Annotated in this window: 11 protein-coding genes; 1 reads left to right on the forward strand and 10 read right to left on the reverse strand. The window is 71.7% G+C overall.

The window, feature by feature from the left end; all coding sequences use genetic code 11:
• Positions 1-92: 92 nt before the first annotated feature.
• From BM144_RS19795 to BM144_RS19835, 9 genes are all read right to left on the reverse strand, one after another.
• Entirely contained in the window at positions 93-860 is a 768-nt protein-coding gene (locus BM144_RS19795; protein ID WP_092956579.1) for an SDR family oxidoreductase, read from the reverse strand.
• Positions 861-882: 22 nt separating this feature from the next.
• Positions 883-1,899, reverse strand: a complete 1,017-nt coding sequence (locus BM144_RS19800; protein WP_092956490.1) for an ABC transporter substrate-binding protein — start codon at positions 1,897-1,899, stop codon at positions 883-885.
• Between the two features lie 29 nt (positions 1,900-1,928).
• A complete protein-coding gene (locus tag BM144_RS19805; protein WP_092956493.1) occupies positions 1,929-2,717 on the reverse strand; it encodes an ABC transporter permease in 789 nt (262 codons plus the stop codon).
• Positions 2,714-3,541, reverse strand: coding sequence for an ABC transporter ATP-binding protein (locus BM144_RS19810; protein ID WP_092956495.1), 828 nt, complete (start codon positions 3,539-3,541; stop codon positions 2,714-2,716). Before BM144_RS19810 ends, BM144_RS19805 begins: the two co-directional genes overlap by 4 nt.
• Positions 3,531-5,009 carry an acyl-CoA reductase gene (locus BM144_RS19815; RefSeq protein WP_092956498.1) on the reverse strand — a complete coding sequence of 493 codons (1,479 nt, stop codon included), beginning with the start codon at positions 5,007-5,009 and terminating at the stop codon, positions 3,531-3,533. The genes BM144_RS19810 and BM144_RS19815 overlap by 11 nt, the downstream gene beginning before the upstream one ends.
• On the reverse strand, positions 5,006-6,088 hold the full coding sequence (locus BM144_RS19820) for a LuxE/PaaK family acyltransferase (protein ID WP_092956501.1): 1,083 nt from the start codon (positions 6,086-6,088) through the stop codon (positions 5,006-5,008). The genes BM144_RS19815 and BM144_RS19820 overlap by 4 nt, the downstream gene beginning before the upstream one ends.
• Before the next feature lie 227 nt (positions 6,089-6,315).
• The gene (mutS, locus tag BM144_RS19825; RefSeq protein WP_092956583.1) at positions 6,316-8,907 is read right to left on the reverse strand and encodes a DNA mismatch repair protein MutS; all 2,592 of its coding nucleotides are present in this window, start codon (positions 8,905-8,907) and stop codon (positions 6,316-6,318) included.
• Positions 8,908-9,092: 185 nt separating this feature from the next.
• Positions 9,093-9,572, reverse strand: coding sequence for a hypothetical protein (locus tag BM144_RS19830; protein WP_175526087.1), 480 nt, complete (start codon positions 9,570-9,572; stop codon positions 9,093-9,095).
• A gap of 146 nt (positions 9,573-9,718) precedes the next feature.
• Positions 9,719-10,192 carry a CBS domain-containing protein gene (locus BM144_RS19835; RefSeq protein WP_092956504.1) on the reverse strand — a complete coding sequence of 158 codons (474 nt, stop codon included), beginning with the start codon at positions 10,190-10,192 and terminating at the stop codon, positions 9,719-9,721.
• 352 nt (positions 10,193-10,544) lie between these two features.
• Here BM144_RS19835 and BM144_RS19840 point away from each other — a divergent pair, with 352 nt between their 5' ends.
• Complete coding sequence (locus BM144_RS19840; RefSeq protein WP_092956507.1) at positions 10,545-11,396, forward strand: hypothetical protein; 852 nt, start codon at positions 10,545-10,547, stop codon at positions 11,394-11,396.
• Between the two features lie 36 nt (positions 11,397-11,432).
• Here BM144_RS19840 and BM144_RS19845 read toward each other — a convergent pair whose 3' ends face one another.
• Positions 11,433-12,530 carry a mechanosensitive ion channel family protein gene (locus BM144_RS19845; RefSeq protein ID WP_092956510.1) on the reverse strand — a complete coding sequence of 366 codons (1,098 nt, stop codon included), beginning with the start codon at positions 12,528-12,530 and terminating at the stop codon, positions 11,433-11,435.
• Between the last annotated feature and the right edge of the window lie 25 nt (positions 12,531-12,555).

Genomic DNA, 12,555 nt, shown 5'->3' on the forward strand with positions numbered 1-12,555 from the left:
GTAGTGGGGCCGGCGCGGGGCCGCATTCGCCCAGCGGACATGCCGTGCCGGCGTGCGGGAACCGCAAGCCTCGGGGCGTCCCCGCGCGCCGCTCAGCGCATGACGAGGCCGCCGTCCACGTACAGCACCTGCCCGGTCATGAAACCGCTCCACTCCGAGGCAAGGAACAGCACCGGCCCGGCCACGTCCTCGGGCCTGGCGATGCGCCGCAGCGGCGTGGCGGCGGTGATCGATTCGCGCAGCGCCTCGGGCGTGGCCTGGCTGGCCTGCGTGGGGTAGACGAGGCCCGGGGCCACGCAGTTCACGCGGATGCCTTGCGGCCCGACTTCTGCCGCGAGGTTGCGGCTGAAGGCGATGAGCGCGGCCTTGGCGGTGGTGTAGTCGTGGTAGGGCACGACGGGATGCTCCACCAGGTTGGTGGCGATGTTCACGATGCTGCCGCGCGCGCGCTGGCGCAGGTGCGGCAGCACCGCACGGCAGACGTGGAAGGCGCTGCCCGCCGCGCCGTCGAACTGGGCCTGGTAGTCGCTCCACTGCAGGCTGTCGAACAGCGCACGGCGGCGCGGGTCGAACGTGTAGGGGCGGAAGGCATTGTTGACGACCACGTCGATGCGGCCGGCCTCCAGCAGCACCCCTTCCACCAGGGCCTGCGCCGCCGCCGCGTCGCCCACGTCGGCCCGCGCGGCCCAGGCATCGCCGCCCGCGGCCCGGCAGGCCGCGACGGTGTCGGCCGCGGCCGCGTCGTTCGACAGATGGTTCACCGCCACGGTGGCGCCTTCCTGCGCGAAGGCCCGGGCGATGGCGGCGCCGATGCCCCGTCCCGCGCCCGTCACCAGCACGACCTGGCCTTTGAACTGCATGGTCATCGCTCCTTCTTTTTGCTCATGCGGCCGGCAGCAGGCTGGCGTCGACCACGTCGGCAACGCGGATGCCGCGCTGCACCAGGCCGAGCGCACGGTACGCGTCGGCCGCCTGCTGCAGCGACGCGAGGTTGAACGCACCCAGGGGCTGGCCCGGCAGCGAGGGCTGCGCGGCGGCATTGCGCAGGCGGATCACTTCCAGATTGACGTCCGGCTGCGTGCCGTCGATCGCGTGTTTCACGGCCACGCCGGCGGCCTCGTCGGGTTGGGCGATCATCCAGGCCGCGCTGTCGCGGTAGCCTTTCAGGAAGGCCTGCAGCAACGGTTTCTTCTGCGACAGCACGTCCTGCCGGACCACGAACAGGTCGCTGGAGACGTTGAGGTGGTCGCGCACCTGCATCACGTTCACCGGGCCGAGCCCCCGGCGCCGGCCGACGGCGAGGCCGGTGTCGGTGGCGGCGGTGGCGTCCACCTGCCCCTGCAGCAACGGCGCGAAATTGAGCAGGCCGGTGACCACGATGGTGACGTCGGATTCCTTGAGCCCGGCTTGGTGCAGCAGCACCAGCAGGTTCTGCCGCGTGCCGCTGGAGAGGCTGTAGACGCCGATGCGCTTGCCCTTCAGGTCGGCCGGCGTGCGGATGCCGGCCGATTGCAGCGATACCACGTTGAACACGTTCTGCGGATAGATGTCGTAGATGGCGGTGAGGCGCTCGCCCTTGTCCAGCGCCATGAAGAACGAGCCCGGGTCGGTGAAGGCCACGTCGCCCTGGCCGCTGAGCGTGTTGCGCAGCGCGTCCCCGCCGCCCGCGCCCGGCAGATAGGCGAGCTCCACGCCCTGGGCGCGGAAGAAGCCCTTGTCGGGTTCGGCGAGCAGGTTGGTGATCTCGCTGATCGGCTTGCTCCATCCGGCCACGGTCACCTTGCCGCGCATCGGCGGCTGTGCGGACTGGGCCAGGGCCGTGCCGGCCCAGGGCGCGGCGGCGATGCCGGCGGAGGCCGCGAGCAGGGCGCGGCGGGAGAGACTGCGGGATGTGGACATGGTCGTTGCCGTGGAAGTCGTGAAAAAGGTCAGTCGGTGCCCGCATGGGCGCGCAGCAGCCACCGCTCGACGAGCAGCGCCACCTGGTAGAGCAGCAGCCCGATCGCGGCGATGAGCACCAGCGCGGCGAACATCAGGGTGGTGTCCATCATTCCCTGCGCGGCGATGATGACCGCGCCCAGGCCGCGGCTCGCGCCGATGAATTCGCCCACCACCGCGCCGACCAATGCCAGCACCACGGCCATGCGCAGCCCGGCGAGGATGGTCGGCAGCGCGATCGGCAGCTTCAGCCGCAGCAGGGTCTGCCAGCGCGTGGCGCCCAGCATGCGAAAGAGCTGCAGCCGCTGCGGATCGGCCTGGCGCAACCCGGTGAGCGTGTTCTCCATCAGCGGGAAGAAGCAGATCAGGCCGGTGATGAGCGCGGTGGAGGTGATGCCGAAGCCGAACCACAGCACGAAGAGCGGCGCGAGCGCCAGCTTGGGCACCACCTGGCTCACCACCACGTAGGGGCGCAGCACGCGCTCCAGCAGGGGCGATTCGGCCAGCGCCGCGCCGGTCAGCAGGCCCGCCGCGCCGCCGCCGGCCAGGCCCAGCCCCAGTGCATGCAGCGTGGCGCCCACGTGGGGCAGAAAGTAGCCGGAGCGCAGCCCTGTCCACAGCGCGGCCGCCACCGCCGAGGGCGCGGGCAGCACCAGGGCCGAGAGGCCTGCGTGCCGCGCCGTCCACTCCCAGGCGGCCAGCAGTGTCAGCAGCAGTGCGGCGCCCAGGGCCCGGTGTCCCCAGGGGGAGCCGGGAAGCGAAGAAGAGGCGGGCGTCATGCGGCAGCTCCCATGCCGTCCACGCCGTCCATGGCGGCCCGCACGCGTGCGCACAGGTGGTTGAAAGGTGCCTCGTGGCGCATCGCCTGGGTGCGCGGCGCGGGCAGATCCACCCGAATGTCGGCCGCCACGCGCCCGGCGTGCATCACGGCGATGCGGTCGCCCAGATACACGGCTTCGGTGATGTCGTGCGTGACGAAGAGCACGGTGGTGCCGTGCCGGCGGCAGGTGCGCAGCAGGTCGTCCTGCTGGTCGGCGCGGGTGATCGCGTCCAGCGCCGCGAACGGCTCGTCCAGCAGCAGCAGGGCGGGCTCCAGCACCATCGCGCGCGCCAGCGCGACCCGGCTCTGCTGGCCGCCCGAGAGTTGGCGCGGATGGTGGTGCGCATGGCCGGCCAGCCCGAGCTGCTCCAGCAGGGCGCTCGCGCGCTCCACGTCGCGTGGCTGCGGCCGGCGCTGCAGCGACACGGGCAGCAGCACGTTGTCGATCACGCTGCGCCAGTCGAGCAGCGTGGGGGCCTGGAACATGAAACCGAGCCACGGCCCCGGTGCAGGCACCGGCCCGCCCTGCAGGCGCACCGTGCCCGACTGCGGCCGCAGCAGCCCGGCGGCGAGTTGCAGCAGCGTGGTCTTGCCGCAGCCGCTGCGGCCGACGAGGCAGTGCAGCTCCCCGGCGCCCACGCGCCAGCGCACGCCGTCCACGGCCGGCGGCCGGCCCGGGTAGGCGAACGTGGCCCCGTCGATCTCCAGGAAGGGTGCGGAGGAGGGCACGGCATCCGCACGTGCCTGCACCTGTGGGACCTGTGCCTGCGGATCAGTCGGCATAGGGGGCGAACGGTTCGGCGGCGGTTTCGGCGGAGGGCTCGATCTCCACCATGCGCACGAGGTCGAGCAGGTTGAAGCGCCCGTCGTGGTGCCAGCCGGCCTCGGGCGTGCTCATCGCGCCGATGGCGCAGACGCGGCTCACGCCGGCGTCGCCCAGCAGCGAAGCCAGGCGGTAGAGCGCTTCGGGTGGCGCGGCCAGGCCGGCGGTCTGCAGGTAATCCTTCTGCGCGGCGACGGCGGCGACCGCGTCTTCCAGCGCATCGACAGCCACCACCTGCACCGTGCGCTGCAGCGCGGTGGGCGAGAGGGCGCGCGGCCCGTCGGCGAAGGCCACGCACCAGGCATCGTCCAGCGTGCCGATGAGCTGTTCGCAGGCCTCGCCGGAAGCGCCCGGGATCGACCGCCATTCCACGCCCTGGCGCCAGTGGGCGAGGGCGGCCGCGTCTTCCACCGCCAGCGCCCGCCGCGGAAAGCGCCGCTGCAGCTGGGCGAGTTCGCCTGCCAGCCGCCCGGCGAAATCGCGCGGCGCAATGGCGCCGCCGCGCTCCACGTAGAACACGTGCGGCGAATAGCAGCCCTGCTGGTCGTAGCGCATCACGTCCCAGGCGGCACGGCGCGCGAGCGCGGGGCCTTCGAGCGCGTCGAGCGCCGCGGCGGCCACCAGACCGAAGCCCAGCTTGTGCCCGTGCGGCAGAAACCGCGTGGTGACGGGCAGGCGGCGCCGGATCGCATCCAGCGATGCGTTGCCGCCGTAAGCCAGCACCGTGTCGGCGCGGGCGTAGAGCGCGGATGCGTCGTCCGCGCCCGCGCCGCGCCACCACACCACGGCGAGGCAATCGGCGAGCGGCGGATGCACCTCGGCGAGCAACTGCGCGAACCACCCGGCGAACAGCGGCTCGGCGCTCGGCACCTTGCCGATGCTGCCGGCCTTGACCAGCAGGCCGCACACCAGGCTCCAGAGCGGCAGCGCCGGCACGTTGCCGGCCCAGCTGTGCACCAGCAGGCCGGGGCCCACGGCCCGCACCGCGCCGCCCTTGGGGGCGGGCTGGAAGCCGTCGAGCACCAGCGGGTTGGCGAAATCCTCCGCCACGAAGCGGCGCAGCTGCGGCGCTCGGAAGGTCTTGAAGAACCCCGTCAGCCCCAGGCGCACCATCTCGGCGTCGTAGCCGCTCACCACGGGCAGCAGCGCCTCGGCCTGGCGGCGGAACGGGTCGGCGCGGTCGAGCAGGCGCGCGACGGCACGGTCGACCACCGCGATGATCTGCGCCACCGTCATCGTCTGGAGGTGCCGTGCGGCCGCTTGCCGCACGCGGTCGGCGAGCGCCGCCATCTGCGCGGCGGAGAGCACCGGCACGGCCACGTCCACGCGGGTGCGGCCCTGCGTGAACGGCAGCACCTCCCAGGCGACGTCCTGCGGATCGATCCCTGGCAGGTAGCCGGCCCGCAGTGCCTTCTGCGCAGCCGTCATGCGGCCGTGGCCCGCATGAATTCGTCCACCGCCAGCGAGCAGCCCTTGGCCTGCGCGCCCTCGGCCCGCCCGAGCAGCAGGAAGCCGCCCTCGGCCCACAGGCCCACGTCTTCCGTGAGGATGGTGGTGACGGAATTGACGTTGGCGAGGTCGCAGTGCACGAGGATGCCGCGCTCGCCCGCCGGCACGTCGCGGCCCGTGGCCGGGTCCACCAGCCGCGAGCGGATCCAGTGCGGCCCCGACTTGACCGAAGGCACCACGGCATTGCCGCCGTCGTAGAACTGCGTACTGAGCTCGGTCATGCCGTACATGTTGATGCAGTGCTCCCGCGGCACGCCCAGCGCCTGCGACAGCTCCGCGTAGAACGCCTCCAGCGGCAATTCGCGCGACTGGCCCTTGTAGCCGCCGGTATCGAGCAGGCGGCTGCCCGGCGGCAGGCGGAAAGTGCGGCCCTGCGCGCGCAGCGCATCCATCAGGTGAACGAAGCTGTAGCTCGCGCCCAGCAGCGCATAGGGCGTGCCGGTGCGCTCGGCGGATTGCAGCGCCTCCCACAGGCCGTCCCAGTCGGTGCCCTGCGGGCCCAGAAAATAGCGGCTGCCGGGCGCGCCGAAGGTGGACTTCGCCAGCGCGAGGTAGTGCGCGAGCGATGAGTTCGGCATCGCGTCCTCGTCCGGGAACAGGATGCCCATCGGCATGCGCGCCTGTCCGTGCATGAAGCGCCGCGCGAAGTTGCGTTCCATCGACAGGTCGTATACGTCCAGCCGAGGGTGGAAGTGCCGGCCGCGCGTGTCCCCGCGCGTGGTGCCGCTGGTCATGAAGACGCGCTCCCCGGGCGCGGCGGGTTCGCAGCGCAGTTCCTGCGCCTTGAAGGCGTCGATGGGCACGGGCGGGATGTCGCTCCAGGCCCGCACGCTCCTCGGCGTGGTGCCGCGGCCCTGGCAGAAGGCGCGGTAGGCCCCGTTGGCGGCGTACTGGTGCGCGAACAGCCGCAGCGCGAGTGCGTCGAACTGCGCATCGGTGCAGCCGTCCTGCGCGATGAATGAGAGAACTTCCGCGATCAGCGGAGCGACCGAATGCATGGGTTTCCTTCTCGACCTGTGGCACGAGGCTCCGAAGGTGTCCCGCGCCCGCGCGGGGCCGCGTGGGGACGGTGGCTCTTCTTCCGCCGGAATGACCCGGTTCAAGTTCGCGGGTGTGGATCTCAGCACAGGTGTGCACCCCGGAGCGCGGCCGGATCTTAACCCGGGGGACATTCCCGCAGCGGTGCGGGGGCGGCTGCCCCCGCCCGGGCCGCCGCGGGGGTCGTTCAGCCCGGCTGCGCCAGCCGCTTGAGCTGGTAGAGCGCGTCCAGCGCCTCGCGCGGGCTCAGGCTGTCGGGGTGGATGTCCTGCAGCGCGGCCTCCACGGCGCTGGCGCCGGGCGCCTCGCTTTCGGGCGGTGGCGCGAACAGGTCCACCTGCCGCTCGCCCTCGCTGGCGCGCTCTTCCAGGGCTGCCAGCGCGTGGCGCGCATGGTTGAGCACCGGAGCGGGCACGCCGGCCAGCCGCGCGACGTGGATGCCGTAGCTGCGGCTGGCCGGGCCGGGCTGGATCTCGTGCAGGAAGACGATGTCCGAGCCCGATTCCGTGGCACCCACGTGCACGTTCACCGCATGCGCGTGGCGCGCGGCGAGTTCGGTCAGCTCGAAATAGTGCGTGGCGAAGAGGGCGAAGGCGCGGGTGCGGTCGTGCAGGTGGGTGGCGATGCCGCTGGCCAGCGCCAGGCCGTCGAAGGTGCTGGTGCCACGGCCGATCTCGTCCATGAGCACCAGCGAATGCGGCGTGGCCGCGTGCAGGATCTGCGCGGCCTCGGTCATCTCCATCATGAAGGTGGACTGCGCGTTGGCGAGGTCGTCGGCCGCGCCGATGCGCGTGTGGATCGCATCGATCGGGCCGAGCCGGCAGCGCGCGGCCGGCACGTGGCTGCCCATGCTGGCCAGCAGCACGATGAGGGCCACCTGCCGCATGTAGGTCGATTTACCGCCCATGTTGGGACCGGTGATGATCTGCATGCGCGTGTTGGCGTTGAGGCGCGTGTGGTTCGGGATGAACGCGCCCGACGAGGTCTCCGCCAGCCGCGCCTCCACCACCGGGTGGCGGCCGCCCTCGATCTCGATGCAGGGCTCCGGCACGAACTGCGGCGCGCACCAGCCCAGCGTGAGCGAGCGCTCGGCCAGCGCGCAGAGCGCGTCCAGCGTGGCGATGGCGTGCGCGGTGCGCGTGAGCGCCGGCACGTGCGGCTGCAGCTGGTCCAGCACCTGCTCGTAGAGCCATTTCTCGCGCGCCAGGGCACGCTCCTGCGCCGACAGGGCCTTGTCCTCGAAGGCCTTCAGTTCGGGCGTGATGAAGCGCTCGGCGTTCTTGAGCGTCTGGCGGCGGCGGTAGTCGTCCGGGATGCGGTCCAGATGGCTGCTGGTGACTTCGATGTAGAAGCCGTGCACCTTGTTGAATTGCACGCGCAGGTTGGGGATGCCGGTGCGGGCCTTCTCGCGGGTTTCGAGCGCCAGCAGGAAGTCGTCGCAGTGGTTCTGGATGCCGCGCAGCTCGTCCAGTTCGGCATCGAAGCCGTCCGCGATCACGCCGCCGTCGCGCACCAGCGCGGCGGGCTCCTCGAGGATCGAGCAGCCCAGCAGCGCGCCGCAGGCGGGGGGCGCCTGCAGGTGCTCGAAAATCTGAGCCAAAAGTGGCTCATGCCGCCGATTCTGTTGAGAAAGTTGCTCTGCTTTTTGTAGCGTCTTGCAGAGCGCGACCAGTTCCCGGGGGCGCACCTGGCGCAGCGCGATGCGTGCGGTGATGCGCTCCACGTCGCTCACGCCGCGCAGCGCGGCGCGCAGGGCCGGCCCGTCGCCCTGGCCGCCGGCCTCCGCATCGCCGCGCAGGGCGGCCGTGGCGGCGAGCCGCTGGCGCGCCTCGGTCCGGTCGCGCCGGGGCTCCAGCAGCCAGGCCTTGAGCAGCCGGCTGCCCATACCCGTCATGCAGGTGTCCAGCAGCGAGAAAAGCGTGGGCGCCTCTTCGCCGCGCAGGGTGCGCGTGAGTTCGAGGTTGCGCCGGGTGGCGGCGGGCAGGGCGATCAGCTCATCGTTCTTCTGCACGCGCACGGCGTGGATGTGCGTGAGCGCGCGGCCCTGGGTGTGTTCGGCGTACGAGAGCAGCGCCGCGCTGGCCGCGTGCGCATGGGCGAGGTCCTGCGCCTCCCAGGCGTTGAGGCTCGCGGCGCCCAGGTGTTCGAGCAGCTTGCGGGCGCCCAAAGCCGTGTCGAACTGCCAGTCGGGACGCAGGCTCAAGGGGCAGGTCAGCACGCCGTTCTGACGCAGCGCCTGCAGTTGCTGCTCGAAGCGCTCGGTCACGCCGGCGCTGTAGAGGACCTCGCTGGGGGCGATGCGGGCGATCCATGCGCCCACTTCGTCGTGCGCGCATTCGGCCAGGTGCACCACGCCCTGGGTGACGCTCAGCCAGGCCAGCCCGCAGCGCGCACGCGCGGCCTGGTGCACGGCCAGCAGCATGGACTCGGACTTGTCCGGGAGCAGTTCGCTGTCGGTGAGCGTGCCGGGGGTGACCACGCGCACCACCTTGCGCTCCACGGGCCCCTTGGCGGCGCCCACTTCGCCCACCTGCTCGCAGATGGCGACCGATTCACCCATCTTGATGAGCCGCGCCAGGTAGTTCTCCAGCGCGTGGAAGGGCACGCCCGCCATCACCACGGGCCGGCCGGCGGACTGGCCGCGCTGCGTGAGCGTGATGTCCAGCAGCCGCGCCGCCTTCTCGGCGTCGTCCCAGAACACCTCGTAGAAATCCCCCATGCGGTAGAAGAGCAGCGTCTCCGGGTGCCCTGCCTTGAGCGCGAGGTACTGCGCCATCATGGGCGTGTGCTGGGGAAAGTCGGCCGCCGTCGGCGCTGCCGCCGGCGGTGCGGCGGAGGAAGGGGCGTTGCGGGGGTCGGGAGTGCCAGCGTCTGCCTGCTGCATTCGTGCCTTTGCTCAAATTCGGGAAATGCGCCGCCGCGCGGAGCGGGCCGCCGGCTTCGCCCCCGGTGCGGGGGAGGGGATTATGGACCGGTGCCGCCACCGGCCCGGCCGTGGCCCGGTGGCTGTGCCCGCATGCCGCGCGCGGCATCGAACGCCGCCAGCGCGGCCTGCGCGGCCCGGCCCTCCAGCACGAACTCCGTCGGCGCCCCGCCGCCCCGCAGGCGGAACAGGGCGTCCTGGCCGCCTGCGATCGGCTCCACCGCTTCCACCTGCGACCAGGGCAGGCTGAACGCCGGGCTGTGCAGGCGCAGGAACCAGACCATCGACATCGACAGGCTCTCCGGCCCGACGGTGACCGTGAGGCAATGGGCGTAGTGGATGGGCATGCCGTGGACCCGTCCCATGCGCCCGGAGACGAACCGGAATCGCTGCCCCGAGGGTGGCGCCGCATCCTGGGGAAACCGTGCGGCGAGTGCGCGCCAGCCCGAATGCGTGGCGATCATGTGGCTGGCGGCGAACCAAACGAGCGGGAAGAGCGGCAGGAGCCAGAAGTCAGTCATGCAGTGTGTCCGGGTGCAACACTGCCGATTATTGGCGTGCGGCAGGCCGCTGCGCCCGTGCGGGCCGGACAGCGCAGCGAGGCGGCTCCTCGCGGCGCCTCCGATCCCGGGCTTCTTAAAGCCGCGCGCCGCGACCTGCCACGCCGTCAGCGCGTCTGGCCTCCCGCCGCGTTGCCGGCGGCGGCCGAATTGCCCGAACGATCGGGCTCGGAGGGCGTGGTGATCTCGCGCAGGGCCGCGCCAGTCTGCCGCTCGTCGCCATCGGTCGCCATGTCGCCGAACGACACCACGCCCACCAGGCGTTTGTCGCGGTCCACCACGGGAAGGCGGCGGATCTGTTCGCCGCGCATGGCCTGCAGCGCCATGTCCACCGGATCGTCCTCGTAGCAGTAGATGGGCTCGGGCGACATCACCTCGGTGAGGCGTGCATCGTGCCGCTCCTGCGCCACACCGCGGATCACGATGTCGCGGTCGGTCACCATGCCCACGAGGCGCTCGCCGTCGCAGACGGGGATCGCGCCCACATTCAATTCGCGCATGGCCTGGGCAGCCAGCACCATCGAATCGCCGGGTGCCATGGTGCGCACGCCGCGGGTCATCACATCGGAAACGTTCGGCATCAAAAAGCTCCTTTCAGCAGGGTGGGAGGCGGTCTGGACCGTGGAAGAGACGCCAAAGGGGGGAGAGAACCAGTGTGGGCCGTGGGCTCCGCCGGCGGTTGTAGGCGCTGCGCAGCGCACCCGGAGGCATCGGTAACAGGACGCTCCGAATGGTTTCCGGTACGGGCGGATGCTTACGGCTTGCCTTCGCAAATGCATTTGGACACGGCTGTGCGGGTGGGGTAGGCGAAAGCCGACGCGGCGGAGCACGGCCGGGGCGCAGAGTGAAAGCACCGCGGCCCCAGACGGCCCGGGCAGCGGGTGCGACGCGTCGTCGAGCCCACCACCTTTGAACGAACTCTGGAGAGATCAAATGGCTTCACGTGACTACGGGGACTACCAGCGCCGCAACCAGGGGCGCGACCAGGACGACGATCGCTCGGGCCGCCACGGCGGCGGGCAGAGCGAAGGCTATGGCCAGTACGGTGGTGGCCGGCAACACCAGGGCAGTTACCCCGAACAGGGAAGCCATGGCGGTGGCGGATATGGCGGCCAGCAGCAGGCCTGGGATGGCGATGGCGGCCGTGCCCGTTGGGGGCAGCAGGGCGAGGGCTACCCCGAGAGCCACGGGGGTGTGGGCGGCGGCTATGGCCGCGGCGGGGACTTCTCTGGCGGCTACGGCGGCGGTAGCCGGTATGGCAGTGGCCAGGGTGGCGGCTACGGCGGCTATGGCGGCCAGCAGTCGCAGGACGACCGCGGCGGCTGGCGGCAGCAGGCACAGGGAGAGTCGTTCGGTGGTGGCGGCCGCCAGAGCGACTATGGGCACGGCGGCGGTTACGGCAGTGGCGGCTCTGGCAGCGGCTACGGTGGCGGCCAGGGAGGCCGGGGCCAGCAGAGCGGCTGGGGCGGCGGCTACGACCAGCAGGAGGGATACGCGCCCCAGGGCCGTCAGCACGGCGGCCACCACGATCCCGACTACCACCAGTGGCGCGAGGAGCAGTTGCGCAATCTCGACAGCGACTACGAAAGCTGGCGCAGCGAGCGCTACCGCAAGTTCTCGGACGACTTCAACAGCTGGCGCACCCAGCGCGCCGGCCAGTCCGGCAGTTCGGGCAGCTCCGGCAGCGGCACGGGCGGCACGGGCAGCACGGCAGAGACAGGCCAGAAGTCGGGCGGCGCCGCGGCCTCTGGCACGCGCTCCGGCAAGGAAGGCTCCGGCAGTTGAATTGCGGCGCGCCCTGCCGCCGGAAGGGGTGGGGCGTCAGCCCGGTACGCCGGGCAGGGGCGCCTCCGGCCGGGCAGGGCCTGGGGTGGCCTCGCTCCCGGAGAGCTGCGCCCGGGTCTGCGGCAGGCAGTCCGGGTATTCGCGCTGGATGAAGGAGACCAGCGCCTCGCGCACGCGGCAGCGCAGATCGAACGCGAGCCCCGAGGAGCGCGCCGAGACGAGTACGCGGATCTGGATCGTGCGCTCGGTCACGTCGGTGAGCTGCAGCACCTTCACGCGCTGGTCCCATTCGGGGGCCGTGGCCAGCACGCGGTCGAGTTCCTCGCGCAACGGCTCCAGCGGCATGCGGTAGTCGGTGTAGAGGAACACGGTGCCCAGGATGGCCGAACTGGTGCGGGTCCAGTTCTGGAACGGGTTCTCGATGAACCACTGCAGCGGGATGATGAGCCGGCGCTCGTCCCAGATGCGCAGCACCACGTAGGTGCCGGTGATCTCCTCCACGCGGCCCCATTCGCCCTCGACGATGAGCACGTCGTCGATCCGGATCGGCTGGGCCAGCGCGATCTGCAGGCCGGCGATGATGTTGCTGAACACCGGCCGGGCCGCGATACCTGCCACGATGCCGACCACGCCCGCGGAAGCCAACAGGCTGGCGCCCACCTGCCGTGCGCCCGGGAAGGTCATGAGCATCAGCGAGAGCGCGGCCATCAGCACGCCCGTCATGGCCGTGCGCGACAGCACGCGGGCCTGCGTGGCGATGCGGCGCGCCATGAGGTTGTCCTCCACGTCCGCCGGATGGCGAGCGATCACGCCGTCCGCCAGGCCGCCGATCGCGGCGATCAGCAGCCAGGCCGCTGCCGCGATGAGCGCCAGGCCACCGGCGTGGCGCACCATGCCGATGTGCGCCTGATCGTTGCTTGCCGCCACCCACACCACCTGCAGCGCCACCAGCGGTAGCAGCACCCGCACCACCGGCACGCAGGCCCTCACCACCGTGTGCAGCACGGGCAGCCCGCGCGTGGCACGCAGGGCGAGGAGCGCGGCGATCCGGTGCACGATCGCCGCGGCGGTCACGGCGACCAGCGCAGCGACCGCTGTGGCGACCCAGGGAGAGAGGCGTGTAAAAAGATCCATAGTTTGTTACCTTTTGCCATACTGT

Origin of the sequence: Paracidovorax konjaci, from assembly GCF_900112675.1 — a bacterium.
Taxonomy (GTDB): Bacteria; Pseudomonadota; Gammaproteobacteria; order Burkholderiales; family Burkholderiaceae_C; genus Paracidovorax; species Paracidovorax konjaci.

Coding starts and splice junctions, on each gene's coding strand:
- BM144_RS19840 (WP_092956507.1), top strand. CDS start 10,545: ATGGCTTCACGTGACTACGGGGACTACCAGCGCCGCAACCAGGGGCGC.
- BM144_RS19810 (WP_092956495.1), bottom strand. CDS start 3,541: ATGCCGACTGATCCGCAGGCACAGGTCCCACAGGTGCAGGCACGTGCG.
- BM144_RS19795 (WP_092956579.1), bottom strand. CDS start 860: ATGCAGTTCAAAGGCCAGGTCGTGCTGGTGACGGGCGCGGGACGGGGC.
- BM144_RS19800 (WP_092956490.1), bottom strand. CDS start 1,899: ATGTCCACATCCCGCAGTCTCTCCCGCCGCGCCCTGCTCGCGGCCTCC.
- BM144_RS19835 (WP_092956504.1), bottom strand. CDS start 10,192: ATGCCGAACGTTTCCGATGTGATGACCCGCGGCGTGCGCACCATGGCA.
- BM144_RS19830 (WP_175526087.1), bottom strand. CDS start 9,572: ATGACTGACTTCTGGCTCCTGCCGCTCTTCCCGCTCGTTTGGTTCGCC.
- BM144_RS19845 (WP_092956510.1), bottom strand. CDS start 12,530: ATGGATCTTTTTACACGCCTCTCTCCCTGGGTCGCCACAGCGGTCGCT.
- BM144_RS19820 (WP_092956501.1), bottom strand. CDS start 6,088: ATGCATTCGGTCGCTCCGCTGATCGCGGAAGTTCTCTCATTCATCGCG.
- BM144_RS19805 (WP_092956493.1), bottom strand. CDS start 2,717: ATGACGCCCGCCTCTTCTTCGCTTCCCGGCTCCCCCTGGGGACACCGG.
- mutS (WP_092956583.1), bottom strand. CDS start 8,907: ATGATGGCGCAGTACCTCGCGCTCAAGGCAGGGCACCCGGAGACGCTG.
- BM144_RS19815 (WP_092956498.1), bottom strand. CDS start 5,009: ATGACGGCTGCGCAGAAGGCACTGCGGGCCGGCTACCTGCCAGGGATC.